We start from the raw sequence: 25,488 nt of genomic DNA, 5'->3' as shown, positions 1-25,488 counted from the left end.
CCGGGCAAACCCCGCCCGCGAGCGCGGGAAAGGCATTTGCCCCGCCGTCGAACCCGGATCGACTCCGCCGCTCAGCCCACGCCCACGCCATGGATATGCCCTCGCGCCCTCAGAAACGCTGCTCCACCGGCATCGCCGGGCTGGACGACATCCTCCAGGGTGGCCTGCCACAAGGCCATCTCTACCTCTTCGAAGGGGATCCCGGCACGGGCAAGACCACGCTCGGGATCCATTTCCTGCTGGCCGGCATCGCGGCGGGGGAGAGCGCCCTGTACGTCACGCTGTCGGAAACGGCGGCGGAGCTGCGGGAGGTCGCCCGCTCGCACGGCTGGGACCTCGACCAGGCCGGCGTGGAGCTGTTCGAACTGGTCAGCGCCGAGCAACTCGGGCCCGAGACGGAGCAGTCCATCATCCACCCCGCCGAGCTGGAGCTGAACCAGACGGTGCAGGGCGTGATGGCGCGCGTCGAGGAGACGCGGCCGCGGCGGGTCGTCTTCGACAGCCTGTCGGAGATGCGTCTGCTGGCGCAGGATCCGCTGCGCTACCGGCGGCAGGTCCTGGCCTTGAAGCACTTCTTCGCGCGCAACGGATGCACCGTGCTGATGCTGGATGACCTCAGCGCCTCCGCCGGCGACATGCAGCTGCGCAGCATCGCCCACGGGGTGGTGTGGCTGCAGCAGATCGTCGGCGAATATGGCGCGGACAAGCGTTTCCTGCGGGTGGCGAAGATGCGAGGCATCGCCTTCCGCAGCGGGGAACATGACTTCCTGCTCCGCACGGGCGGCATCGAGGTGTTCCCGCGCCTGATCGCGGCGGAGCATCACAAGAGCTTCCCGCCGGAGAACGTGTCCACCGGCAACGCCGCGCTGGACGCGGCGCTGGGCGGCGGCCTGACCCGCGGCAGCAACACCTTGTTCGTCGGCCCTTCGGGCGTGGGCAAGACCTCCACCGCCGTCGCCTGCGTGCACGCCGCGCTGGGTCGCGGCGAGCGCGCGGCGTACTACCTGTTCGACGAAGGGCTGGGCACCTTGCTACCGCGCGCCAGGGCGCTGGGCTATGACCTGGAGCAGGCGCTGGAAGACGGACGCTTCGAGCTCAGCGCGCTCGATCCCGCGGAGGTGACGCCCGGGGAGTTCACCGCGCGGGTGCGCCGGGCCGTCGAGCGCGATGGCGTGCGCACCGTCGTGATCGACAGCCTCAACGCCTATCTGCAGGCCATGCCTGGCGGCAAGTTCCTGATGCTGCAGATGCATGAGCTGCTGACCTACCTCAACCAGCGTGGCGTGATCACCATCCTGATCCTGGGACAGCACGGCATCCTGGGGCACGGCAAGCTGGACGTCGACCTCAGCTATCTGAGCGACGTGGTCCTGCTGTTCCGCTACTTCGAGGCGCGCGGCCGTCTGCTCAAGGCCGTGTCCGTGACCAAGAGCCGCACCAATCGCCATGCCAGCACCATCCATGAGTTCCGCCTGAGCGAGCAGGGCGTGGAGGTCGGCGTGGCGCTGACGGACTTCGAGGGCGTGGTCTCGGGCGTGTCCCGCTACACGGGCGGCATCGCGCTGCTCAGCGACGGTGACGGCGGCGACCGCGAGGCATGACGGCCGAGCTGGAAGCGCGGGTCCTCATCCTGGCGCCGTTCGGCCGGGACGCCCAGGTGGTGGCCGATGTGGTGGCGCGCCTGGCTCCGGTGCACGCGGTGGCCACGCCGCCGGAGCTCCTCGAAGCCCTGGACCGCGGTGCCGCCGCGGCCGTGGTCACTGAAGAAGCCTTCCTGGTGACGCCGGGCAGCCCGATGGACGCCTGGCTGCGGCGGCAGCCGCCGTGGTCCGACTTCCCCTTCGTGGTCCTGACCAGCCGGCGCACCGGCCGGCGGCCGGCCAACGCGGCCACGTCGCTGCATCTGCTGGGCAACGTGATCCTGCTGGAGCGGCCGCTCAGCCCGGACACGCTGCAGACGGCCGTGGAGGCCGCGGTGCGCGCCCGTGGCCGGCAATACGCCACCCGCGCGATGCTGGCTGAACTGGCGCGGGCGCATGACGTCGTGGCCGAGTTCAACCGGGAGCTGGAGACCCGCATCGACCACCGGACGCGGGAGCTCTCCGATGCCAACAACCGTCTCATGAACGAGATCGCCGAGCGCGAGCGCGCCCAGTCGGCGCTGCTGCAGGCGCAGAAGATGGAAGCGATGGGGCATCTGACCGGCGGCATCGCGCACGACTTCAACAACCTGCTCCATGTCATCGGCACCAACCTGGACCTGCTGGCGCGGATCGAGTGCCCGCCGGTGGCGCTTCGCATCATCGAGAGCGCCCGCCGCACCGTGCGGCGCGGTGCGCGCCTGACGGCGCAGTTGCTGTCCTTCGCCCGCAGCCAGTCGCTGGTGCCTCAGCCGACCGACGTGCATGCGCTGTTGCAGGGCATGCAGGAGCTGCTGCACACGTCGGTGGGATCGCGCGTGCAGATCGATCTGCGCTTGAACCATCCGCAGCCCGTCGTGGAGCTGGATCCGAACCAGCTGGAGATGTCCATCCTGAACCTCGCGGTCAACGCGCGCGATGCGATGGAGGGGACGGGCAGCCTCACGATCGCCACGGAGGAGGCGACTGTCGCGCGCGGCGAGGAGACGGTGCCCGGGCTGCGGCTGACGGTGGCGGACAACGGGCCGGGGATTGCGGCCTCGATCATCGAGAAGGTCTTCGAGCCCTTCTTCACGACCAAGCCGATGGGCAACGGCACGGGGCTGGGGTTGTCGCAGGTCTACAGCTTCGCGAGGCAATCCGCCGGCGAGGCCCGCATCGACAGCCGCCCGGGCGAAGGGACCCGCGTTCATCTGAGCTTCCCGGTCGTGTCGGCCGCGTCGGTGGGCGACGGTCCGTCGCGGTCCTCGCGCCCGGCGACGCCGGCGCAGCGCATCCTGGTGGTGGAGGACGACGATGAAGTGCGGCAATCCCTCGTGCAGAGCCTGGAGCTGCTCGGCCACCGGGTGAGCTCGGTGGCGAACGGCGCGGCCGCGCTGGCCGCGCTGCGCGAGTCGACGCCCAGCCTGCTGATCGTCGACTACGTCATGCCGGGCATGAACGGCGCGGAACTCATCGGCCGGGTGCAGGCCCGGTGGCCGGCGATCCCGGTCATCCTGGCCACGGGCTACGCGGACATGGACCAGGTCGCGCACGTGCTGGGCGCGCGCTTCATCCTGAAGAAGCCCTTCAGCGTCGAGGCGCTGTCGGAGGCGGTGCATGCCGCGGTGGGGTTATCAGCCCATCAGTAGCATACTTAGAAAATTCTGGATCATGTGTGGCAGGAGCAATATAAGAAGGCTACGCGGCCGATGAGCCGCCTTCCACTTGAACCAGGCAAGACTCCACACAAAAAAACTGATTGCGGGACCGAAGAACCAGAATGGAGACACGAGCCCGTGCAATAGGCCTGCAGTCGCCCCGATCAGTATTGCCGCGCCAAATATGCGATCTGGAAAATTCTTGATCGAAAAAAGGCAGACAGGATAAACAAGGACGCTTTCCAGGAGCGGGCCGACCACCACAACCATCAGCCAATCAAAAAAACCGCTGTCGCGCGTCACGGGCATTGGCATTTGCAGTCCAAACAGCCCCACGCCCACAAAACCTGCCAGATTGTGCAGGAGAACCGCCGCCACCGCAGAGATCAGGGCGGTTTTGGCGACATATGGCAACCATGCATCCGAGGTTGCATCGGGCGCCCAAGGCTTGATGGCAAGAGACACTTTCTTCCAGTTCATGCAAGTCGCCGGAGGCGCGCGCTTTTGCAGCGCGCGCCGAGTCAGAGAAGGCCGAGCTTAAGCCGTCATCTGGGATTGGCCAATGCGCTCCCAGGTGCCACCGTCCGCACCGCCGCCCTTGGCGTTCATGAACCAACCGCCGGCAGCCTTGGCGCCGTCGTACAGGGCGTTGGTCAGCAGCCCCCATCCCACTGCAGCCCAGCCGCCGGACACCAGTTCGAGCTCTTCCATGCTCAGTTCGGTAATCTCGTTTTGCATGATTTCCCTCAGATACTTTGATTGAATTAGAGCCGTTGAATAACAGCTCGCCCAATTAGGCCCGCTGACATGCCCCATTCTTGTCGGAAAACTCCGCCTCCTGCGTGACGTCAGCAGCGCCGTTGGTGAATGTGCGTTGCCGCTATTGGCCGATCAACCCCCTCCGAAGGGGGCTTGACCTCAACGGCCGTGTTCTCGTTTGCACATCTCTCCAGATATTTCACCGCAGTGAAATTGTCGGCATAGAGAGGGGTGATTAATATGTGAGTGTCCGGTGGAATATTGGTGATATGTCCGTAAGGGAGGCTGGAAAATCATTTCATACAGTACCCGAACGCGGGGAGTGCCACCAGTGCTTGGCCGACCCATGGCTGAAGTGGGACACCTCGTCGCTGGCCTGATCGGCGCGGAGCGCTAGCCCGGAAGTCACGGATTGACGATCCGCGATTACGTGTATTACTGTAGCGATACACGTCGACGACCGCCGATGGACACCGATCTCATCTTCAGCATCAACACCGGCTCCGCGGAGCCGATCTATCGCCAGTTGGTGGAGCAGCTGCGCCGCCGCGTGGCCAGCGGCCAGTTGGTGGCGGGCCAGGAGATCCCTTCGGTGCGCGAGGTCGCGCAGGCGCTGGCGGTGAATCCGATGACGGTGTCCAAGGCCTTCGGGCTGATGGAGGCGGAGGGGCTGGTGGAGCGCCGCCGCGGGCTGCCGATGGTGGTCGCCGCGCAGCATCAGAAGGCGATGAGGACGCGGGGCCGCGTCGAGTTGCTGCGGCCCGCGCTGGAAAAGGCCGCCGCCGAGGCGCGCCAGCTGGAACTGCCGCCGGAACAGGTGCTGTCCCTGTTCAAGGCGCTGCTCGAGGACAAGGGAGAGACGCGATGAACCAGACCTTGACGATCGGCCAGGCGCCGGCTTTTGTCGACGACGACGCCGGCGCCGTGCCCGTGCGGGCGAGCGGCCTGCGGGTGGACTTCAAGGGCCAGCCCGGCGTGCTGGCGGGACTGGACTGGACGCTCGCGCCGGGCCAGGTGGTGGGGCTGCTGGGCCGCAACGGCGCGGGCAAGACCACGCTGTTGGAAACGCTGCTCGGACTGCGCGAGCCGCAAGGCGGCGAGGTGCGGCTGTTCGGTCAGCCAGCGCTGATGCCCGACGACGCGCTGCGCGCGCGGCTGGGCTATGTGCCGCAGCATTCGGCGCTGTTCGAGGACTTCGAGGCCGGCGATCTGCTGCGCTACTTCCGCAGCTTCTATCCACGCTGGAACGACGCGAAGGTCGACGGCCTGATGTCGCGCTGGGACATCCCGCGCGAGCGCCGCGTCGGGCAGCTGTCGCAAGGGCAGCAGCAGCGGCTGTCCATCATCCGGGCGCTGGCGCACGAGCCCGACCTGCTGCTGCTCGACGAGCCGGTGGCCAGCCTCGATCCCGCCGGGCGGCGCGACTTCCTGCGCGAGCTCGTGGACCAGGTGCTCGATCGCGGCACCACGGTGCTGTTCTCGACGCACATCCTGTCGGACCTCGAGCGCGTGGCCTTCAACATCGCTTTCCTGAGCCGCGGCCGCATCGCGCTGCATGCGTCACAGGACGCGCTGCTGGACGAGATCCGCCTGCTCTCCGGCCCGATCGGACGGCTGCAGGCGGCGGTGGACACGCACGGCGGCCAGGTGCTGAGCCGGCGCGACCTCGGCGAGCAGCCGCGCTGGCTGGTGCGCTTCGCCAGCGGCCGGCTGCCCGAGAGCGACGCCGCGCTGCGCTGCGAGGCGCTGAACCTCGAGGACCTCTTCCTGGAGATGACGCAATGAACGCGGTGCTGGCGCCCGCAGGCGTCGATGGTTACGCGGCGCTGCGGCGCGCGGTGGCGCGCAAGACCGGACGGCTCTGGTGGCTGGCGCTGCCGGTGCTCGGCGCGACCGGGCTGGCGACGATGACGGACGCGCCGCACGCGGCCGCCTGGACCTTCGTCCTGGCGATGGCGGTGGCGCTTCAGCTGCTGTGGTGGTCCGCGGCGAGCGCGCTGCTGGGGCTGAACGATCCGATCTCGGCGCACCTCATGCCCGGCCAGCTGCGCAAGCTGCGCGAGACGGCCGTCGTGACGATGCTGGGTCTGGCTGTGTTGAGCGGACTGTTGTTGAGCGCCGTGTTCGGCCATGCGCCGGCCTTCGCCGCGGCGAGCGCGGCCGCGATGCTGGCCTTCGCCGCCTGCCTGCGCTGGCCGCTGCTGTGGTTCGGCGTCTGGATCCTGCCGGGCGTGCTGTTGCCGCTGCTCGGCGAGCTTCCCGCCGCGCGCGCGGTGGCCGGTTTCTTCGTGAGCTGGCATGAGCGGCAGCCCCTGATCCAGGCCGCCGTGATCCTGCTCGCGCTGGCGGCCGCCCTGTGGGGGCTCTTCCAATCGGGCGGCGCGGGACATGCGAGATCCTGGCAGGCCAGCCAGCGCATGCGGCAGGCGATGTCGATGCAGGCCGGCGGGTCGCGCGTGGCCTGCGCCGGCGGGCCCTTCGCGCGGCTGGGCCGCGTCTTCCAATGGGGACTGCCGCTCTGGCGCGAGCACCTGCTGAGGGCCGCTCGCCCGGACGCTCGCAGCGTCAGCGCGCGCGCCGAGCTCGGCGCCATGCGCGGACTGCACTGGTCCGCGACGGGCTCGACGGGCGTGGTGCTCGCCCTGTGCCTGCTGGGGTTCGAAGCGGCGGCGCTGATCTTCGTGCCCGAGCGCGCAGGCCGGATCATCGACGCGGCGCTGCCCGGCGTGTCCATCGGGCTGATGAGCGGGATGCTGAGCCCGCTCTTCGGGCTCGCCACGACCTTGCACCAGACCCGGCGCGAGCAGGCGCTGCTCGCGCTGGTGCCCGGCATGCCCCGCGGCGACGCGATGAACCGGGAGCTCGCCAGACGGATGCTGCGCCACTACGTCGCGATGTGGGCCGGCGGGGTCGCGATGATCCTGGTGGCGTCGGCGCTGGCGCCCGGCGACATGGCGATGGCGAGCCGGCCGCTGCTGGGGCTGGACTTCGCGGCCGCCGCGCTGCCGGTCTCGCTGATGATCTGGCGCGACTGGTCGCGGCAGGGGGCGCCGCGAGGCATTCAGGTCGGCTTGCTGACGATGATCACGCTGCTCGGCATGGGCTTGTGCACGGCGGCGAGCAGCTACTGGCGCTTCTCGCCGCTGTGGCTGGTGGGCGCGTCGATGCTGCTGACGCTCCCGCTCGGCGTCTGGCGCTGGCGTCTGGTGCGCCGCGTGGCGCCGTTCTGGCCGGTCGGCCGGCACGCCTGAGGCGCTGACCCGCGCCGTTCAGATCGGAAGCTCGGTGTAGTAGCGGCCGCCGTGGAAGATCAGCGGCTGCGCCTGATCCGTGCGGCTGCAGGCTTCGACCTCGCCGACGAAGATGACGTGGTCGCCTTCCTCGTACTGGCTGCGGTTGGCGCATTCGAAGACGGCGGCGCAGCCCTCCAGGACCGGCGCGCCGCCGCAGCCCTCGCGGAAGCGCACGCCGGCGAAGCGGTCGATGTCACGCGTGGCGAAGCGCTGCGCGAGCTCCTTCTGATCGGCCGCCAGGATGTTGATCGCGTAATGCGAGCCGCGGCTGAACACCGGCATCGAACCGGCGCGCCGCGCCAGGCTCCACAGCACCAGCGGCGGCGACAGCGACACCGAGTTGAACGAGTTCGCCGTCAGGCCGACCAGGGTGCCGTCCTCGGCGCGCGCGGTGACGATGGTGACGCCGGTGGCGAACATGCCCAGCGCGGCGCGGAACTGCTGCGGATCCAGCGGGGCGGTGGCGCAGGCCGGTGTCGGGGTGATCAGGGGCGGCTGGGACATGATGGGCCGCATTGTCGCCTGCCGGTTCCCTAGAATTCGCCCCCATGGACGATGCTGACTTCCATTGCGACACCGACCCCCATCTCCCCTCGGCGCCGGCCTATGGGTGGGGCCGCTGCGATTGCCGCCGCTGCGGCGCGGCGCGCCAGCCTGCGCGGCGCCTGTTCACCGGACTGATCGCGGCGGGCACCGCCTCGGCGCTGGCGCCGGCCTGGGCGCAGGAGGGCGTCGACGTCGGCCGGCAGAGCCGCTTCACCAAGCTGGTCTCGGCCGAGCAGGTCGAGGCCGCGGCGCAGCAGCAGTACACGCAGATGATGCGGCAGGCGCAGTCGCAGAAGGCGCTGGCGCCGTCGAATCATCCGCAGGTCGTGCGTCTGCGCGCGATCGCGCAGCGCATCATTCCGTTCGCCGGGGCCTGGAATCCGCGCGCGCAGCAATGGCGCTGGGAGGTGAACCTGGTCGGCAGCCGCGAGCTGAACGCGTTCTGCATGCCGGGCGGCAAGATCGCCTTCTATTTCGGGATCCTGCAGCAGCTGCAATTGAGCGACGACGAGGTCGCGATGATCATGGGTCACGAGATGGCGCACGCGCTGCGGGAACACGCGCGTGAGCGCATGGGCAAGACCATGGCCACCAACGGCGCGATCGAGATCGGCGCCGCGCTGCTGGGGCTGGGCAATCTGGGGCGCGGCGTGGCCAACATCGGCGGCCAGCTGCTGACGCTGACCTTCAGCCGCGAGGACGAGAGCGAGGCTGACCTGGTCGGCATGGAGCTGGCGGCCCGGGCCGGTTACAACCCGCGCGCCGGCATCTCGCTGTGGGAAAAGATGGGACGCGCGAGCAAGGGCGCGCCACCGCAGTTCCTGTCGACCCACCCGTCCGGACCGACGCGCATCCGCGACATCGAGCGGACGCTGCCTCGCGTCGAGGGCCTGTACGCGCGCGCGCCCAAGCCGACTGAGCGCTTCCAGCCGCCCGAGCCGGCCAAGACCTGACGCTCCAGCCGACACCCGGACCTGACGCCTGGACCTGACGCCCGACCTGACGCCCGGCAGGGCCGATGGCATCGGCCTTCCGGGCGAAGTGCGTGCCTTTGGCGTTAAGGCGCCGGGGCACGGCGATTGCCGAGGCGGCCCACGAGGTCCACACTCGGGCCTCACCGATCGGGAGGCGCAATGAAGCGTCGAGAGTCCACGCACGATCCGGGCGCGCCGGCCGCACCGGAAGATGGCGCCGCGCACGTCGGCGCCGCGCTGGACTACGTGACCGACGCGGTGATCCTGCTGCGCCACGACTGGTCGATCGAGTTCGTCAACGTCGCCTTCGAGCGTGCTTGCGGGCGGCCGCGCGAGGCGCTGATCGGCAGGAATTACTGGACCAGCCTGCCTGGCGTGATGGGCACGCGATTCGAGGGCGAGGCGCGCGCCGCGATGGCCTCGCGCACGGCGCGCCTCTACGAGGAATTCAATCCCCGCCTGAGCAAGTGGTTCGAGTGCCGCGCCTTCCCTTGCGAGCACGGCCTGGTGGTGCTGTTCATCGATGTCACGATGCGCAAGGCCGATGAGCTCACGCGGGTGGACCTCGAGGAGAAGCTGGTGCGCATCCAGCGCATGGAATCGCTGGGCACGCTGGCCGGCGGCGTGGCGCATGACTTCAACAACATCCTGGCGGCCATCCTCGGTCACGCGGGGATGATGCTCGACGAGCTGCCGGCGGCATCGCCGCTGCGCGGCCACATGCAGCAGATCAAGCGGGCCGGCGACCGCGCGCGCGAGATCGTGCAGCGCATCCTGGCCTATGCGCGGGGCAGCGCGCATGAGCTGTCCAAGCACCGGCTGCGGCCGCTGGTCGAGGACAGCATCGGGCTGCTGCGCTCGACGCTGCCGGCGACGGTGCGGCTGACGGTGGACCTGCACGGCAACGACTGCGTCGCGACGGTGGATCCGGCGGAGGTGCAGCAGGTGGTGCTGAACCTGTGCACCAATGCGTGGCAGGCGATGCCGGGCGGGCACGGCACGCTGCACGTGGGCCTGCGGGCGGTGCATTTCGACGTGCCGCACGCCTTCGCCATCGGCCGCGTCGCGCCCACGCGCTATGCCGAGCTGACCGTGCGCGACGATGGCGCGGGCATGCCGGAGGAGGTGACCAAGCGCCTGTTCGAGCCCTTCTTCACGACCAAGCCGCGGGGGCAGGGCACAGGGCTGGGGCTGCACATCGTGCATGGCATCGTGCATGCGCACGGCGGCGCGATCGATGTGCAGTCGCGGCCGGGCGCGGGCACGCTGTTCGCGGTCTACCTGCCGGTGGTGGCCGACGAGACGGCGCCGCTGGACACGGCGGCGCTGGCCAAGGTCGCCGATCCGGGCCAGGGCGAGCATGTGGTCTATGTCGACGACGACCCCATCGTGCTGATGATGGTGGAGGCCTTGCTGCGCAAGGCCGGCTACGACGTGCGGACCTATGCCGAGCCGCGCGAATGCCTGGGCGACATCGAGCAGGGCCGCATCCCGGTGCAACTGCTGATCACCGACTTCAACATGCCCGGCATGAACGGGCTGGAGCTGGCGGCGGCGGTGCGCGCGACGCTGGGACCGGTGCCGATCATCATCACGACCGGCTACATCGGCGACGACCTGGCCGATGCCGCCGACCGGATGGGCGGCGTGGCGGTGCTGCAGAAGGAGCGCAGCTTCGAGGAGCTCGCCGAGCTGGCGGCGCTGGCGCTGCGCGGCTTTCCGGAATCGCGCTTCGTCGACACGGGCCTGTCGCCGCTGTGAGCGGCGCGGCGCCCGCGCGGGCGCTCAGCCCCAGCGGCCGCCGACGAAGGGGTTGGTGCGGCGCTCTTCACCGAAGCTGCTCTCGGGCCCGTGGCCGGGGATGAAGACGGTGTCGTCGCCCATGGGCCAGAGGCGCTCGGTGATGGAGCGGATCAGCGTGGCGTGGTCGCCGCCGGGGAAGTCGGTGCGGCCGATGCTGCCGGCGAAGAGCACGTCGCCGACGAAGCAACGCTGCGCGGACGCCGAGTGGAAGACGACGTGGCCGGGCGTGTGGCCGGGGCAGTGGCGCACGGTCAGCGTCTCGTGGCCGATCTGGACCGTGTCGCCGTCCTCGAGCCAGCGCGTGGGCGTGAAGGTCTCGGCCGGCGGGAAGCCGAACATCGCGGACTGCTGCGGCAGGCCGGCGATCCAGAACTGGTCGCCGGGGTGCGGGCCGATGATGGGCAGGTCCAGCGTGCGCGCGAGCTCACCGGTGCCGCCGGCATGGTCGATGTGCGCGTGGGTCAGCCACAGCGCCTTGAGCGTCAGGCCCAGGCGCTTGACCTCGGCGAGCAGGCGCGAGATCTCGCCGCCCGGGTCGATGAGCGCGGCATCGTTCGTGGCATCGCACCAGACGATCGAGCAGTTCTGCTGGAACGCGGTGACGGGGACGGTGAGGTAGCGGAAGGACATCGAGCGGGTGATCCAGGCCGACAGGGCGCTGGATGTGAGGAAGTTCGGGCGAGGTTACATCGAATGGAAGTCCGCGCCGTCCGCCGCGCCTGCAGGCGCGGATGCCCACGGCGGGTCAGGTCTGGCGGCTGCAAGGCCCCGGGACTGCGGCCACGCGATCGGCGAGGATCCCATAGAGACTTGCATCGAGACAATTTCAGTCGTTTACGGGCTTCAACCGCTGATTGCAAACTCGGCCGTGAACGCGGCGCTTGGCCGCTCTCCAGCCAGGCAAGACATGGCACGCTGACGCTCTCTTCAACGCCACCGACCATTGCCATGACCTCCGTGTTCCCCAAGAAATCGCTCGTCCTGCTGCCCCTGCTGCTGGGCGCCGCCCTCAGCCACGCCGAGCCGACGACCACGCTGAACCAACCCGCGGCGCTCCTGGAGGCGCTCGACGCGGGCCAGAAGGTCTCCGTCACCATCGACCTGAGCCGCTGCCAGCCCCAGTCCGGCGGCCGGCCGTCGCAGACCAAGGGCGGCCTGCTGGCCATCGATGCCTATCGCGTCCTGCCCGACGGGACCATCTCCTTCGCCGACACGCATTTCACGGCGTCCGACAGCGCCGCGCCGCTGTTCCAGACGCTGCGCTATCAGGTCAAGGTCGATGGCAGCGTGAACTTCCGTCAGGTGCTCTTCAGCCTGCCGGACTACGCCCTCGTGAGCCAGTCGAGCTTCAACTGCGCCATCGGCAATGGCGTGGAGTTCAGGACCGCGCGCCGCGGCTGGTGACGCTCCGCGCCGGCAGAATGCGGGCGCACCAGCATTCATGACAGGCCCGGAGCAGAGTCGATGCGCAAGCTCAGAAGTGGAATGATCAAGATCGCCAGCGCCGCCGCCATGGCGGTCGCTGCCGCCGTCCCGGTCTCGGCCAAGACCTACGTCTATGTCTCCGCGGCGGAGGACGGCGTCATCGACGCGTTCGAGATGGACGCCACCGGCGCGCTCACGCCGCTGGGCAAGACAGCGGCCGGCAAGCTCGTGATGCCGATGGCCGTGGATCCGGCCAGACGGCATCTGTACGCGATCGTGCGCTCCGAGCCATTCCGCGTGCTGACCTACGACATCGATGCCGCGAGCGGCGCCCTGCGCCAGAAGGCCGACGCGCCACTCCCGGACAGCATGGCCTACGCGTCCACCGACCGGACCGGACGCTTCCTGTTCACGGCCTCGTATGACGGAAGCCGGATCGCGATCAGCGCGATCAAGGACGGCCTGGTCGAGCAGGGCGCCATCCAGGTCCTGCCCACCGGCGAGAAGGCGCACAGCATCCGGATCGACCCCGGCAATCGCTTCCTGTACGTCACCAACCTCGGCAGCGACCAGCTCCTGCAGTTCGGATTCGACGCCGCCAGCGGCAAGCTCACGCCGCTCGATCCAGCGCTCGTCAAGACGAAGCCGGGCAACGGCCCGCGGCACATCGAGTTCTCCCCCGACGGTCGATTCCTCTATGTGATCGGCGAACTGAGCGGCAACGTCATCCAGTTCGGGAGGGATCGCGATCGGGGGACGCTCACCGAGCTCTCGACCACGCTCACGGTGCCGGCGAGCGACGAGAAGCCACGCATCTGGTCCTCCGATATCGCGATCACGCCGGATGGCCGATTCATGTACACGTCCGAACGGACGAGCAGCACGATCTCGTTGCTCACGCTCGCCGCTGGGTCCGGCAAGCCAAGCCTGGTGGACGCCTATCCGACGGAGACGCAGCCACGCGGCATCCGCATCGATCCGACGGGGAAGTTCCTGCTCGTGGCCGGCGAGAAATCGGAGCGGCTGTCGGTGTACCGCATCGATCCGGACAACGGCACGCTCCGGTTGATCGGCCGCCAACCCGTGGGACGGGCCGCGAATTGGATCGAGATCGTGGACCTGCCCTAAGCGGCGGCCACCATCCAGCCCTGACCCCGGCCCATTCAACCGCCAGATCCGCAGCTCGCGACACGCCTGCGCCTCGCATCGGAGGCACCGCCTACAACGCATCCTCGAACACACCGAGGATGATCATGCAGGCGACCTCTGAAGCAGCCATCGGCGCGGAGCCGGTGCTCGCGCCCCCTCGCAGGAAGAGCTATTTGAAGGCCAACGTGGCCACCGTGCTCGCCATCGCCGTGGCGGCGACGGCGGCCTGGGTCACGGCCATGGCCTGCGTCGAGGCCTATGGCATCGGCGTCACGCATTACGGCCAGTCGACCGATCCCGCCAAGCGCGCCGGGCCGGATGCATCGCTGTTCGTGCTCGATGCGCTGGCGCTCGTGATCGTCATCGTGCTGGCACGCGTGGCGATTCGCGGCTTCCGCTCGCCGCGGTGATCCATAGCCCGGCGCATGCGCCGGGCTCAGTAACCCTTCGTCTCCTCCGGCGCCAGCCCCGCGCGCACGCGGCCGCGGGCGCGCTGCTCGTCCTTCATCAGGCGGCGGTTCGCGACGTGGCGGACGATCCAGGGCAGCGGGCGCACCGGGCCGCCGCTCGCGACGGCGAGCACATACGCCGTCGCGCATTTCTCGAAGAGCTCCGCATTCATCGCCAGTCGCGACGGCGTCATGCCCAGCACCATCGGCCGCCCTCCGACCAGCAGCGCATTGCCACCTGCTGCGAGCGCGCCCGCGATGGCCTCGACCCGGTCCACCGCCGCTGCCATGCGGCCGAGATGCCGCACCTGCTCGTCGAAGACCCCCGGCATCGCGCCGCCGAAGTCCTTGAGCTGAAGGCCGAAGGCTCCGCCGCCGATCACGATCGCGCAGACGTCGTCACGCGCCGCATAGACCGCCGCGTGCACATCCGCGATGGCCTCCGATGCCGTCGCGCCCCTCGTTGCGATGTGCCTGTCGAGGCGCCTCGGGACCTCGTCCTCTGCCATCCCAAGCCACATCGCGTTCGCGTCCGGGATGCGCAGCGACAGGCTCGCCGACTCCCCCGCCAGCAGCCCCTTCGCGGCGAGCCGGTCGCGCCGGTGGCGCCATTCCTCTTGTGGATCGAGCGTCACGGCCACGCGCCTCAGACCAGCGCGAACACGTCGTCGAAGCGGTTCAGCGCGTCGTCGATGACTTCGTCGGTGTCCGCCGCGCTCGTGTAGAGCCGGCTGCCCGCCACCGTGATCACGCCGTGCGCCGTGTACGCGGCACCCATCTCCTCCATCATGTGCTTGCGCCGCTTGGCCTCGTCCTTGAGCTTGAGCAGCTTCCACAGGCTGCTCGTGTCGAGCAGCAGCACGCCCGAGGTCTGCAGATGCACGATCGAGCCCATGTTGTAGGCCACATAGGGCAGGCTGCGCCGCTGGATGATCTCGTCCAGCCCGCGCCGCAGGCGATCGCCCGCGCGGCCCGCGACGCCGGCCGCATCGATGCGCTCGCATTCGCGCAGCGCGTGATAGCCGGCGACGCAGGACAGCGGATTGGCCGACAGCGTGCCGCCGACGAAGGCGCGCCGCGCGGTGGTCCCGATCCCGCCCGCGAGCGACATCATGATGTCGCGCCGGCCGCCGATCGCGCCCGCCATCGGATAGCCGCCGGTCAGGCACTTGCCCAGCACGGTGATGTCCGGCGTCACGCCGAAGTAGGCCTGCGCGCCGCCCATGCCCAGCCGGAAGCCGGTCACCACCTCGTCGAAGATCAGCAGCGCGCCGAACTCGTCGCACAGCGCGCGGACCTGCGCGTTGTAGTCCTTGGCCACGGGCCGCGTGCCGCTCTCGGGGCCCAGCGGCTCCACCAGCACCGCCGCCGTGCCGCCGCGCAGGCGGTTCCAGCGCAGCCGGCGCCGCAGTTCCTCCAGATCGTTGGGCAGGCACTCCTGCGTGTGGCCGGTGGCGCCGCGCGGAATGCCGGTCGCCTCCAGCCGGCCGGTCTTGGGCAGGCGCATGCCGTAGACCAACTGATCGCTCCAGCCGTGGTACGCGCCGCCGACCTTGATGATCCACTTCTTCCCCGTGTGCGTGCGCGCCAGCCGGACCGCGCCCATCACCGCCTCGGTGCCGGAGCCGAGCAGCCGCAGCATCTCCACGCCGGGCATGTGGCGGCACACCAGCTCGGCCAGCTTCACCTCGTACTCGTGCAGCAGGCCGGTGACCGGCCCGCAGTCCTCGAGCACCGCCTGCGCCGCCCGCCGTACCGCCACCGGGTTGCTGCCCAGCAGCGTCGGACCGCCGGCCTGCAGGAAGTCGATGTAGCGGTTGCCGTCGATGTCGGTGAGGTGCGCGCCCTCGGCCTTGGCCATCGCCAGCGAGAACGGATGGTTGAACGCCAGGTTGTGCTGCACGCCGCCCGGGATCACCGCCTTGGCCTGCTCGGCCAGGCGCTTCGATCCGGCGCAGTGCTCGTCGAACCAGCGCAGCACCTTGGGCATCGCGTCGGCGCGGATCGGCCGCATCGGCTGCGCCACCAGCTCGGCGAAGCGGCGGTACAGCGCGTTGACATCGGGCCATTCGGAAATGGCCGGACCGGCGGAAGCGGGCTTCGTCACGGGACGATCAGCGGCAAGGAGGCTCATGGTGGTCGAACTCAGCGGAATCAATGAAGGGGCGACGGCGGCAGCGCCTCATGCGCGCGCAGCAGCGCGTCGCGGCGTGCCGGCTCCCACGACGCGCGGTCGGCGATGCGGGCGCGCAGCCAGTGGCGGGCGAGCTGCTCCAGGTCGTCGAGCGCGCGCATCGCCGCCGCGCTGTCCGCGCCGCAGCACAGCACGCCGTGGTTGCGCATCAGGTAGGCGTTGGATTGCGCATTCACGACGCGCGCCAGCTTGCTGGCGAGCCAGTTGCTGCCCGATGGCGCGTAGCCGGCCAGCGGCACGCGCCGTCCGAGCGAGGCCTGCATCCCGGCCGGCACGTCGAGCGTCAGCCCCAGCAGCGCGCAGGCGCTCGCCACCGGCTGATGCGTGTGGATGGAGCAGCCCACGTCCGGCCGCGCGGCGAGCACGCGCGCATGCAGGCTGCTTTCCACCGACGGCGGCAGCTCGCCTTCCACGCGCTCGAGGTCCCGGAGCCGCAGCACGCAGATGTCCTCCGGGCCCATCGTCAGGTAGTCGGTGGCCGAGGGCGTGACGGCGACGAGCGCGTCGTCGATGCGCAGCATCAGGTTGCCGCCGGTGGCGGCGAAGTAGCCCTTGCGGGACAGGGCCAGGCACAGATCGACGACCTGCCGGCGGGCGGCGAAGTGCTTCATGCGGGGATGGCCGGCGCGAGGCGCTGCGGCGCGTTGAGCCGGTGATAGAGCGGCGCCAGGCGCGTGCGCACCTCCTGGAACGCCTCGAACTTGTCCTGGTAGAGACCGCGCAGCGCGAGGGTGGGTTCGAAGACACGCCGCGTGCGGCGCAGCGAGCGCAGGTCGGAGAAGCTCAGCCGCCCCAGACCCACCGCGGCGATGAAGGCCGCGCCGATCGCGTTGGCCTGGATCGGCGCCTCGAGCTGGCGGATCGGCTGGCCGGTGACGTCCGCGATGATCTGGCACCACACGTCGCTCTGCGCGCCGCCGCCCACCGCCGCGATCGCGCCGACCTCGCGCCCCAGCAGCCGCGCGAAGGGCTCCAGCATCCAGCGCGTGTTCAGCGCGACGCCCTCGAGGAAGGCGCGGAAGATGTCCTCGCGCGAGTGCTCCAGCGACAGGTTGATCAGGCCCGCGCGCAGCCGCGGATCGTCAACCGGCGTGCGCTCGCCGAAGAGCCACGGCGTGTAGATCAGCCCGCGCGCACCTGGCGGCACGCGCGCCGCGATCGTGTTGAGCAGTTCATAGGCGGCGGGGTGTTCTTCGTCGCTGGCCAGCTCGTCGCGATGGAAGAGGATGCGGTCGCGCAGGAAGGACAGGTTCGCGCCCGCTGTCGATTGCAGCGCCATCGCGAGGTAGCGGCCCGGCACCGCGCAGGGCACCGCCGCGATCTTGCGCCGCACGTCCGTGCGCATGCGCGGCACGTGCGCGCCCAGCCAGGACGAGGTGCCGAGGTAGAGGTGACTCTCGTGGTCCTCGACCGCGGCACCCACCGCGACGGCCGAGTTGTCGACGGCCCCGGCGACCACCGCCGTCGCCGCGTCGAGGCCGAGCGCCTGCGCCACTTCCGGCCGCAGCGTGCCGATCACCTCGGTGGACGCGACGATCTCCGGCAGCTTCTCCCGCGCCACGCCCAGCAGGCGCAGCAGGCCGTCGTCGTAGCGGATGCGGTGGGGATCGCGGTTGTCCGTCACCCAGGCGGTGAGAATCGAATCCTGCGTCGCGCAGAGGCGGCCGCACAGCCGCAGGTTCATGAAGTCGAGCGCGTTGAGGAACTTGTGCGTGCGCTCGTAGACCTCGGGCATCTCGTCGCGTACGAACGCGAGGTGGCCGGCGATGTCGCGGCCGGTGCTCGAAGGCGCGCCGCCGGTCAGCCGCAACCAGCGCCAGAGTTTGAGCGGGCCGTAGCCCTCGATGTTGAGCACGCGGCCGCGCGAGCGCCGCGCGATCGCGGCGGCGCCGCGCGCGTCGAGCCAGCTGATGGCGCGCCCGATCGGCTGCCCCGCGCGATCGACGCAGACGGTGACCTCGGTCTGCGTCGAGCAGCACACGGCCGCAACCCGCCGCCGCAGCGCGGCATCCGGCGCGAGCAGCTCGCTGGCCGCCAGCAGGAAGGCGCGCCACCAGTCCTCGGGGTCCTGCTCCGCCCGCGCGCCCTGCACATGCAGGGCCACGGGCTGGAAGGACCAGGACCGCACCGAGCCGTCGAGCGCGACCAGCGCGCATTTGCAGCCCGAGGTGCCCAGGTCCACCGCCAGCACCAGCGGCCCATCGCTCGCGTCAGCGTTCATCAGAACTTTCGCGCCACCGACAGGACCAGCCGGTTGTTGTCCTGCGCGCGCAGGCGGTCGCCGTCCTGCACCAGGAAGATCTCGCGCGCCTTGGTGCGCGTGGTCAGCCACTCGGCCGTCCACTGGAAGCCCCAGCGCGTGTGCGTGACGCCGATGGCGTAGTCGCTGAAGTCGGCCTCCTTGAAGTGACGGATCTTCTGCAGGCCGGCATGCAGGTTCAGCGTCGTCGCCGCGCCCAGCGGCAACTTGTAGCCGAGGTCGAACAGCCAGCTGCCGCGCGAGTCATGGTCGCCGCGCGCATAGCACTCGATGGCCTTGGTCGGATCCTCCGACACCGCCAGGATCTGGCCGCACACGCCGCCGGTGTCCGCGCCGCGATAGGTGCGCGAGATCACGTTGAGCGCCCGTCCCTCGAGCGCGCCCCAGCCGATCTCCAGCACCGCGTAGGAGGTGTCGTAGCGGGTGGTGCGGAAGTCGGTCGGCACGCCTGCCTCGAGGTCGATGCCATGCGGCGCCGAGAACTTCGCGCCGGGGAAGAACTCGGTGGCCAGGCCGACGCCGAAGTGCCACGCGTCCGGATCGCCGAAGCGGTAGCCCGCGCCCAGCAGCAGGTTGACGCCGTCGGCGCCGGTGTAGGACTTCTTGCTCACCGAGGACAGCTGGACCAGGCCGATCACGCCGCTCTCATGCGCGAACTGGAGGCTCACCTGCACGCCCGGCTTGTTGAGCGAATCGGAGATGCCGCGATTGCGCTGGTCGGTGGTGAGCTTGATCTCGGTGTCGAGGGCGTAGGTCGCGGTCTGGACCTCGCCGGGCTTGGCGAGCTTGGTGGTGTCCTCGGCCGAGGCGCTGGCCGCGCAGGCCGCGCCGAGCGCGAACAGCAGGAGAGAGCGTTGCATGAGAGGCCTTTCGGTCGTTCGTTCGTTCGTTCGGTCTGTCGTCCGGGCGCTCAGGCGGCCTTGCACACCGGTGTCGCCGGCAGCTCGGTGACGCGGGAGAAGCGCTCGGTCTGGCCCAGGATCTCGGCGCCGACGAAGGCGCGCAGATGGACCTCCGCGCCCTTCACCCGCAGCGCGCCTTTGTACTTCTTCCCGTCGCGCGGATCGAAGACCCAGCCGTCGCGCCAGGCCTCGCCGTCATAGCGCTCCAGCCGCGCGATCACCACGCCGCAGGTGTCCTTGGGCGTGCCGGCGTCCTTGTCCCAGACGATGCGGCCGCAGAGCGCGGCCGCCTTGTCGGCGCAGGGCTTGAACTCGATGACGGCGTCCTTCTCGGCGGTCATCCACAGGCCGGCGGCGTCCTCCGCGGCGGCCCGTGCGGCGCCCGCGGACAGCAGCAGAAACAGGGGAAGCATCAGGCGGCAGGCGCTGATCGGCGGCATCGCGGTCTCCTTGGCATCGGTGATGGTGCTAGCGATGACTAGAATATAGTCATCGCTATCGTTATCGACGAATGGGAACAACCCTGAGGCGCTCGGGGCGGCGGGCGGGTTCGATGCGGACTGGAAGCCGCCGGGCTGCTCAGGCCGAGGGCACTTGAGCGCGGCGCCCGGCGTGGCCCTTGAGCAGGGCCAGGACCGTCAGGATCGCGAAGGCGACGCTGACCAGCGGCACGCGGGCGGCTTCTTCGCCGTCGACGACGAAGGACGCCATCAAGGGCCCGAAGGCGACGCCGAAGAGCTGCGCCGCCGGCACCAGCGAAGCCACGCGCCCGGCGGGATCGGCGGCGAAGGCCAGGCCCATCTGGAAGGGTGCGGCGAAGAGCCAGACGAAGGTGAACACCGCGCAGAGCAGCGCGAAGGGCAGGGCGTCCGCAGGCCCGGCGCGGCCGATGCCGTAGGCGGACAGGCCCAGCAGCAGCGCGCAGATCGACAGCGTGCCGCGCACCGGCAGCCGCCGGACGAGCACCGAGCCCAGGCTCCCGCCCACGACCTGCATGCCCAGGCCCGCCGCGATCAGCGTCTGGATCGCGACCGAGCCGTAGCCGGCGCGCTTGCCCAGCGGCTCGATGTAGGCCCAGAGCGAGCCCAGCGTGGCCATCAGCAGGAAGGAGACCACCAGCGGCATCGCGAGCCTGGCCGACCAGTTGAAGCCGTCGGCCGCCACCGCCGCGAGGGGTTTCAGGCCGATGGGCAGCCGCATCGCCAAGGCCGCGGCCGCGGCGGACAGTGCCGCCAGCGCGATGAACGCGCCCGGCCAGCCATGCGCCGGGATGATGGTTCGCGCAAGGAGCAATCCGACGACGCCTTGCGCGATGGTCTGGATCACGAAGAACAGCCCGGCCTTGCGTTCCGGCTGCGACGAGCGCACCAGCACGCTGGTCGTCGACCACACGAGCACGCCCTCGCCGGCGCCGGCGGCGGCGCGGATCAAGCCGAAGGAGAGGTCGCCGCTGGCCTGGAGCGTGAGCAGATCCAGCCCGGCGGCGCACACGGCGGCCAGCATCGTCATGAGGCGCAGGCGCGCCAGCGGCAGCGCCAGATCGCCGAGCAGCACGCCCGCGCCCAGCCCGACGATCTCCGCCATCGCGATCACGCCCACGCCTTCGAGCGTCACGCGCCCGGACTCCAGCAGCTCGCCCAGCACCAGCGGTTGCAGGCCGAGCATCAGCAGCGCGATGGCGCCCACCGCGACGGCAAGCGGCCACGCGTTCGCGGCGGGTTCACGGGTCGTCGTCATTCGTCTCTCCCACGCCGCGAGCGGCGCTACACTGAACAGTAGCCATCGCTACCGTTGAATCATCGCTCCGGGATCGCCGCCATGGGCTGGGAGAATCCCGCAGCATCACGCCGCCAACACATGCCGACATCCCGCCGCACTGCTCCTCCATTGACGACCAAGGTCCAGCCGGCGCAGCAGCGCGCGACCGAGACCTTCGAGCGCATCCTCGACGCGGCGGCGAAGACGCTGACGGAGGTCGGGATCGAGCGGCTCTCCACCAACCTGGTGTGCGAGCGCGCGGGGCTGTCGCCGCCGGCGCTGTACCGCTACTTCCCCAACAAGTACTCGTTGCTGGCGGAGCTGGGGCAGCGGCTGATGCAGCGCCAGAACGACTGCATCGACCGGTGGATCTCGGAAGACGTGCTGGCCGGCGGCGTGCCGGCGGTGGAGGCGGCGCTGGTGGGCTTGCTGCTGGACACCTTCGAGGTCACGCGCAGGACCGAGGGCGGGATCTGGATCATGCGGGCGCTCCGGGCGGTGCCGGCGCTGGAGGAGATCCGGTTGAACTCGCATGCGCAGGTGACGGAGGCGCAGGCGCAACTGCTGGCGCGGGCGTTGCCGAAGGCCAAGCTGGCGGAGTTGCGACTGGCGAGCCGGATCGTGGTGGAGCTGATCTACGCGACGGTGGAGATGCTGTTCGACGAGTCGCTCGACGCGAAGCGTGTCGCTGCCGTCACGGCGGGGATGATGGCGAGCCATCTGGAAAAGCTGGTGCCGCGCAAGAGCGCCTCGCCGCGCCGGAGATAGCAGGAACTGCTCGTCCCCTGACGGAGGCGCGCAAGCGACCGCAGGAACTCCCTCGCCCCGGCGGCAATGTCGATTCGGCAGGGGCGGAAGGAGGCGTTTCCCGATGAGGGGATTGCGCGCCACCGGGACCGGTGCGCGGCACGCGGGCTCAACGGCGCGTGGAGGCGTCGCTTGTGGCGCTGTCGCAGCGCAGGCCCGCGATGCCCAGCGTCATGGCCGCGGCGCAGGCGTTGATGACGCCGGAGCCGCCCATCGACGCGAGCAGCGCCCGCTTGAGGCGTTCCGCGTCGAGGCCGGGCATCGCGGCGCGCAGCAGCGCGACGACGCCGCTCGCATGCGCGGTGGCCAGCGAGCTGCCGGAGTCCATGTCGTAGCTGCCCCCGGGCACCGTGGTCAGCACGGCGCGGCCGGGCGCGGCGAGTTCGCCGGCGACCTCCGTGGGCTCGCCCGCGTTCGCGATGACGAGCGCGCCCGGCACGTCGCTGGGGAAGCCCTTGCCGAGCCTGGCCGGCGGCGCCGCGGCGACGATGACCGCGCCGCGCGCCTGCGCATGGCGCGCGAGTTGCGTCAGCAGCGGATCGCTCGGACCGCCCAGGCTCAGGTTGATGACGTCGGCGCCGTCGGCGATCGCGGCGCCCAGCGCCTGCGCGAGCGTGAACGAATTGCAGCGGGCCGAGGCCGCGCCGCGATCCTCGCGAGGCGGCGCGGTCCAGCAGGCGCGGTAGCTCAACATCACCGCGCCGGGCGCGACGCCGACGATGCCCTGGCGGTTGTTGGCGCGCGCGGCGATCAGCCCCATCACCTCGGTGCCGTGGCGCTCCGGCACGCTGTCGACATAGGCGCCGCCGCCGGTCACGTAGTCGCGCTGACCCGAGAGCCGGCCCGCGAGGTCTGGATGGCGCGCGTCGACGCCGGTGTCGATGACGGCCACCTTCACGCGCTCGCCCAGGCTCACTTGCTGCAGCGACGCGGCGGACATCTGCTGGAAGCCCTTCTGCAGGCCGAAGTAGGGGTCGTTGTAGGGCGCGGGCGCAGCGGCAGCGGATGGCGCGGCCGGCGGCGCCGATGGTGCCGACGGTGCCGATGACGAGGCGGGCTCGCGCGGGCCGGGCGCGGGCGGCGTGCCGCCGAGGGCCTCGAACTCGTTGAGCGGCTGCGCGAGCCGGACCCGCGCGTCGCGGCGCAGGCGCGCCAGCATCGCGTCCAGGTCGTCGCCGGGAGCGAGCGCGAACAGCATGCAGCGCAGATTCAGCGGCGCGATGGTCCAGGCCGCCTGCTCGCGCAGGTGGTAGTCATGCGCCAGACCCTCCGACATCGCCTCGGCGCGCGCGCTGCCGGCATAGCCGGCCATGCGCCGGTAGTCGCCGCGCGGCGAGCCGCCCGCGCCGGGCAGCGGCTCGCCGCGATCCTCGACGGCCAGGATGATGAGGGCGCCCTCGGCGGGCGGCAGGGCGGCCGCAGAAGCGGCTGCAGAAGCGGCTGCAGAAGCGGCGGGGGCGGCGCTGGCTTCGGCGGCCGGCTCGACGGCCTCGGCCGGAAGGCCCGAGGCCAGCAGCGTGGCCGCGCCGATCGCGACTGCGCCGATCGCCCGACCGATCCGGAAGACCATCGTTCAGCGCTCCGCGACGGCGGCGCCCACCGGCTCCACCAGCAGCACGCCCGGCTCGGCGCGCAGCTGGCCGACCATCGCGGACGTGGTGTCCGGCGCGTCCGGCCTGGCCGGCGCCAGCAGCAGGCTGCTCGCGTCCTCGTCGGCGCCGACGATGCGCAGCCCATGGCGGGCGAGCATCTGCCGCAGGCGCGCCATGTCGACGTGTTCCTCCGGCACCAGGCGCAGGCTCGCGGCGGCCGGCAGCGTGGCGGGCTGGCTCAGCGTGACGTAGTCGGCGGGCGCATGGCCGTCGGGCCACAGCCGCAGGCCGAGCACGCACAGCGCCACCGCCTGCACCGCCACCGCGGCGGACAGCCAGCGCGTGAGGCGCGGCGAGGCGTCGTTGGCGGCGCGCCCGCCCTGCGCGGGAGCGACCGGACCGGCCGGTCCGGCGTCGCGCTCGCGCGCCCAGAGCCGCTCCAGGCCGGACTGGATCGCGGCCTCGTCGACCGGCAGCGCGGCCGGATCCTGCATGCCCCGATGGATCTGCTGCTGCAGCGCGAGTTCCTCGCGGCAGTGCGCGCAGTGCGGCAGGTGCGCCTGCACCATGCGGCGCTGCTCCGGCGTCGCGGTGCCGGCGACGACCCAGGCGATCGTGTCCCAGATCTGGCGATGCTCGTCGGGCCGCTCGCCGAGGGGGGTGTTCATGGGGGCGCCGGTGAGGTCGTTGCCTGCGCCGGGAGGGGCGTCGTGCGATGTCATGTCTGTCCTTCGGTGCCACTGGCCGGGCGTGGGAGGCCGCCCAGTTCGGGCAGCACGTTGCGCAGCCGGACCCGCGCATGGAACATGCGGGCCTTCACCGTGCCGGTGGCGCAATTCATGATGCGGGCGATGTCCTCGCAGGTCTCGCCCAGGTAGTACGCGAGCTCCATCGTCACCCGCTGTTCCGTCGGCAGCGTCGCCAGCCCGCGCAGCACCCAGTCGCGCTGTTCGCGGTCAGCGGCCTCGTTGAAGGCGGGTTCTACCGATGCCAGCTCCCCTTCATGCACGGCCGACGCATTGATCTCCTCGGCCGTCACGCCGTCGCGCAGCGCCTTGAGCATGCAGCGGTAGGCGATGCCATGGATCCAGGTGGAGACGCGCGACTCGCCGCGGAAGTTGCCGGCGGTCCGCCACACGATCCAGAGCGTGTCGTTGACGACCTCGTCGGCCAGGTCCGGCCGGCCGCAGCAGCGCAGCACGAAGCGCGTCAGCCGCGGCTGGCAGTGCCGGTAGAGCTGCTCGAAGCCGGACCGGTCGCCGGCCGCGGCCGCCTGCAACCAGGCGCGCAGACGCGATTCGGAGCTGGGGTCCGCGTCGTTTGGAACAGATGGAAACATGGGGCGACGAATTCTGCAGAAGTGTCGTTCATGGGTGCCACAATCGCCGCCGATGGTTGTCCAGCCCCCCAAAAAAGTTGCATGCACCCCCATTGAAGGGGGGCCGGCAGGGGCACTGGAGGGTCCGGGCCGGGTGGCGCTGGCGGGGCTGATCGCCGCGGCCGCCGCGGTTTTTCCGCTGCGGGACGGCCATGCGCAAACCTGGGGCGGGACCGTCTCGCTGGTGTCGGAGCGCATCTCGCGCGGACTCAGCTTGAGTGACGGGCATCCGGGGGCCACCGCGGATCTGTTCTATCGGGACGACCGCAACTGGGCGCTGGGACTGGGGCTCGGGACGATGAATCCGGACCAGGGGCCGAAGGCCGAGGCCATCGTGTCGGCCACGCGCTGGTGGCAGGTGGATGACCACCACACGGTGACGCTGTCGGGCGCCTATTACGACTATCTCGGCGGCGAGGGCACGAGCCGGCTGCGCTACAGCGAGGTGTCGCTCGGCGGCCTGTGGGATGGCGGACGGTGGGGGCAGTGGGGCGGCACGGTGTCGCTGTCACCGGACCTGGGCGCGTCCACGGCGTGGGGGTATCTCGGGCATCGCGGGGCGACGATCGTCGAGCTGACCTGGCATCGGCGCATCGCGGGCGCCGTCGCGGCGGACCTGGGATGGGGCATCGTCAGCAACTGGGGCGGCGGGGACACCGGGTCCTATCGCTCCGCCAACGCGGGGCTGAGCTACACGGCGGGGGCGTGGCGATTCACGGTGTCGAGGCTCTACAGCTCCGTGCCAAAGAAGCAGCGCTGGGTCGCCGGGGTGGGATGGTCCTTCTGAGGATGCTGGCCCTCTCCCCCGCCCTTGTATGTAGCAAAGTACGCCCAGGCCGCCACAGGCCGACCCGCCCAGGGTAGGCGCTTGGGCGCCATACCGAGGGAGAGCGAGGGTCGTGGCGGCCGACCTCGGTTC

At 70.5% G+C, this 25,488-nt stretch carries 26 protein-coding genes; 12 read left to right on the top strand and 14 right to left on the bottom strand.

What is annotated here, in order from left to right; translation table 11 throughout:
* The first annotated feature begins 95 nt into the window (after positions 1-95).
* Positions 96-1,601 carry an ATPase domain-containing protein gene (locus ABDW61_RS20360; RefSeq protein ID WP_343641288.1) on the top strand — a complete coding sequence of 502 codons (1,506 nt, stop codon included), beginning with the start codon at positions 96-98 and terminating at the stop codon, positions 1,599-1,601.
* Positions 1,598-3,271, top strand: a complete 1,674-nt coding sequence (locus ABDW61_RS20355; RefSeq protein ID WP_343641286.1) for a response regulator — start codon at positions 1,598-1,600, stop codon at positions 3,269-3,271. Before ABDW61_RS20360 ends, ABDW61_RS20355 begins: the two co-directional genes overlap by 4 nt.
* Here ABDW61_RS20355 and ABDW61_RS20350 read toward each other — a convergent pair.
* Together ABDW61_RS20350 and ABDW61_RS20345 are read right to left on the bottom strand one after the other, a co-directional pair.
* A complete protein-coding gene (locus tag ABDW61_RS20350) occupies positions 3,257-3,760 on the bottom strand; it encodes a hypothetical protein (protein WP_343641285.1) in 504 nt (167 codons plus the stop codon). The genes ABDW61_RS20355 and ABDW61_RS20350 overlap by 15 nt on opposite strands.
* A 57-nt stretch (positions 3,761-3,817) precedes the next feature.
* Positions 3,818-4,018 (bottom strand): hypothetical protein, encoded by a 201-nt coding sequence (locus ABDW61_RS20345; protein ID WP_343641283.1) that lies wholly within the window; start codon positions 4,016-4,018, stop codon positions 3,818-3,820.
* Between the two features lie 487 nt (positions 4,019-4,505).
* On the opposite strand from ABDW61_RS20345, the gene ABDW61_RS20340 reads away from it, so the two are divergent.
* The 3 genes from ABDW61_RS20340 to ABDW61_RS20330 are packed head-to-tail and all read left to right on the top strand — an operon-like array spanning position 4,506 to position 7,290.
* Positions 4,506-4,907, top strand: a complete 402-nt coding sequence (locus tag ABDW61_RS20340; RefSeq protein ID WP_343641282.1) for a GntR family transcriptional regulator — start codon at positions 4,506-4,508, stop codon at positions 4,905-4,907.
* Positions 4,904-5,824, top strand: coding sequence for an ABC transporter ATP-binding protein (locus tag ABDW61_RS20335; protein WP_343641281.1), 921 nt, complete (start codon positions 4,904-4,906; stop codon positions 5,822-5,824). Before ABDW61_RS20340 ends, ABDW61_RS20335 begins: the two co-directional genes overlap by 4 nt.
* Positions 5,821-7,290, top strand: coding sequence for a hypothetical protein (locus ABDW61_RS20330; protein WP_343641280.1), 1,470 nt, complete (start codon positions 5,821-5,823; stop codon positions 7,288-7,290). Before ABDW61_RS20335 ends, ABDW61_RS20330 begins: the two co-directional genes overlap by 4 nt.
* An 18-nt stretch (positions 7,291-7,308) precedes the next feature.
* Here the strand turns inward: ABDW61_RS20330 and ABDW61_RS20325 are convergent, their stop codons facing one another.
* Entirely contained in the window at positions 7,309-7,836 is a 528-nt protein-coding gene (locus ABDW61_RS20325; protein WP_343641279.1) for a flavin reductase family protein, read from the bottom strand.
* A 44-nt stretch (positions 7,837-7,880) separates the two neighbouring features.
* Here ABDW61_RS20325 and ABDW61_RS20320 point away from each other — a divergent pair, with 44 nt between their 5' ends.
* Complete coding sequence (locus ABDW61_RS20320) at positions 7,881-8,831, top strand: M48 family metallopeptidase (RefSeq protein WP_343641278.1); 951 nt, start codon at positions 7,881-7,883, stop codon at positions 8,829-8,831.
* A 180-nt stretch (positions 8,832-9,011) separates the two neighbouring features.
* Positions 9,012-10,613: an ATP-binding protein gene (locus ABDW61_RS20315; RefSeq protein ID WP_343641277.1), complete on the top strand. Its 1,602-nt coding sequence runs from the start codon at positions 9,012-9,014 to the stop codon at positions 10,611-10,613.
* 24 nt (positions 10,614-10,637) lie between these two features.
* On the opposite strand, the gene ABDW61_RS20310 is transcribed toward ABDW61_RS20315, so the two are convergent.
* Positions 10,638-11,285 carry an MBL fold metallo-hydrolase gene (locus ABDW61_RS20310; protein ID WP_343641276.1) on the bottom strand — a complete coding sequence of 216 codons (648 nt, stop codon included), beginning with the start codon at positions 11,283-11,285 and terminating at the stop codon, positions 10,638-10,640.
* Positions 11,286-11,603: 318 nt separating this feature from the next.
* On the opposite strand from ABDW61_RS20310, the gene ABDW61_RS20305 reads away from it, so the two are divergent.
* From ABDW61_RS20305 to ABDW61_RS20295, 3 genes are all read left to right on the top strand, one after another.
* Positions 11,604-12,059 (top strand): VirK family protein, encoded by a 456-nt coding sequence (locus ABDW61_RS20305; RefSeq protein WP_343641275.1) that lies wholly within the window; start codon positions 11,604-11,606, stop codon positions 12,057-12,059.
* Between the two features lie 81 nt (positions 12,060-12,140).
* Entirely contained in the window at positions 12,141-13,208 is a 1,068-nt protein-coding gene (locus ABDW61_RS20300; protein WP_343641274.1) for a beta-propeller fold lactonase family protein, read from the top strand.
* 125 nt (positions 13,209-13,333) lie between these two features.
* Positions 13,334-13,639: a hypothetical protein gene (locus ABDW61_RS20295; RefSeq protein WP_343641273.1), complete on the top strand. Its 306-nt coding sequence runs from the start codon at positions 13,334-13,336 to the stop codon at positions 13,637-13,639.
* A 26-nt stretch (positions 13,640-13,665) separates the two neighbouring features.
* Here the strand turns inward: ABDW61_RS20295 and ABDW61_RS20290 are convergent, their stop codons facing one another.
* The 7 genes from ABDW61_RS20290 to ABDW61_RS20260 form a co-directional block, all read right to left on the bottom strand.
* Entirely contained in the window at positions 13,666-14,319 is a 654-nt protein-coding gene (locus ABDW61_RS20290) for a hypothetical protein (protein WP_343641272.1), read from the bottom strand.
* 5 nt (positions 14,320-14,324) lie between these two features.
* Positions 14,325-15,785, bottom strand: a complete 1,461-nt coding sequence (locus ABDW61_RS20285; RefSeq protein ID WP_343641271.1) for an aminotransferase class III-fold pyridoxal phosphate-dependent enzyme — start codon at positions 15,783-15,785, stop codon at positions 14,325-14,327.
* Positions 15,786-15,832: 47 nt separating this feature from the next.
* The gene (locus ABDW61_RS20280) at positions 15,833-16,483 is read right to left on the bottom strand and encodes a class II aldolase/adducin family protein (protein WP_343641270.1); all 651 of its coding nucleotides are present in this window, start codon (positions 16,481-16,483) and stop codon (positions 15,833-15,835) included.
* Positions 16,480-18,093 (bottom strand): FGGY-family carbohydrate kinase, encoded by a 1,614-nt coding sequence (locus tag ABDW61_RS20275; RefSeq protein WP_343641269.1) that lies wholly within the window; start codon positions 18,091-18,093, stop codon positions 16,480-16,482. Before ABDW61_RS20275 ends, ABDW61_RS20280 begins: the two co-directional genes overlap by 4 nt.
* The gene (locus ABDW61_RS20270; protein ID WP_343641268.1) at positions 18,093-18,992 is read right to left on the bottom strand and encodes a TorF family putative porin; all 900 of its coding nucleotides are present in this window, start codon (positions 18,990-18,992) and stop codon (positions 18,093-18,095) included. The genes ABDW61_RS20275 and ABDW61_RS20270 overlap by 1 nt, the downstream gene beginning before the upstream one ends.
* Positions 18,993-19,042: 50 nt before the next feature.
* Positions 19,043-19,474, bottom strand: coding sequence for a DUF2147 domain-containing protein (locus ABDW61_RS20265; protein ID WP_343641266.1), 432 nt, complete (start codon positions 19,472-19,474; stop codon positions 19,043-19,045).
* 139 nt (positions 19,475-19,613) lie between these two features.
* Positions 19,614-20,771 carry an MFS transporter gene (locus ABDW61_RS20260; RefSeq protein WP_343641264.1) on the bottom strand — a complete coding sequence of 386 codons (1,158 nt, stop codon included), beginning with the start codon at positions 20,769-20,771 and terminating at the stop codon, positions 19,614-19,616.
* A gap of 120 nt (positions 20,772-20,891) precedes the next feature.
* On the opposite strand from ABDW61_RS20260, the gene ABDW61_RS20255 reads away from it, so the two are divergent.
* Entirely contained in the window at positions 20,892-21,560 is a 669-nt protein-coding gene (locus tag ABDW61_RS20255; RefSeq protein ID WP_343641263.1) for a TetR/AcrR family transcriptional regulator, read from the top strand.
* Positions 21,561-21,708: 148 nt separating this feature from the next.
* On the opposite strand, the gene ABDW61_RS20250 is transcribed toward ABDW61_RS20255, so the two are convergent.
* From ABDW61_RS20250 to ABDW61_RS20240, 3 genes are read right to left on the bottom strand one after another with little or no spacing between them, the layout of a single operon-like run.
* Positions 21,709-23,169, bottom strand: coding sequence for a S8 family serine peptidase (locus ABDW61_RS20250; protein ID WP_343641262.1), 1,461 nt, complete (start codon positions 23,167-23,169; stop codon positions 21,709-21,711).
* 3 nt (positions 23,170-23,172) lie between these two features.
* A complete protein-coding gene (locus ABDW61_RS20245) occupies positions 23,173-23,859 on the bottom strand; it encodes a zf-HC2 domain-containing protein (protein ID WP_343641261.1) in 687 nt (228 codons plus the stop codon).
* Between the two features lie 50 nt (positions 23,860-23,909).
* A complete protein-coding gene (locus ABDW61_RS20240; protein ID WP_343641260.1) occupies positions 23,910-24,530 on the bottom strand; it encodes an RNA polymerase sigma factor in 621 nt (206 codons plus the stop codon).
* A 133-nt stretch (positions 24,531-24,663) separates the two neighbouring features.
* On the opposite strand from ABDW61_RS20240, the gene ABDW61_RS20235 reads away from it, so the two are divergent.
* The gene (locus ABDW61_RS20235) at positions 24,664-25,356 is read left to right on the top strand and encodes a hypothetical protein (RefSeq protein ID WP_343641259.1); all 693 of its coding nucleotides are present in this window, start codon (positions 24,664-24,666) and stop codon (positions 25,354-25,356) included.
* The last annotated feature ends 132 nt before the right edge of the window (positions 25,357-25,488 follow it).

It is taken from the genome of Roseateles sp. (genome assembly GCF_039595595.1).
GTDB lineage: Bacteria > Pseudomonadota > Gammaproteobacteria > Burkholderiales > Burkholderiaceae_C > Roseateles.
This window is presented reverse-complemented; position numbering and strand designations above follow the sequence as displayed.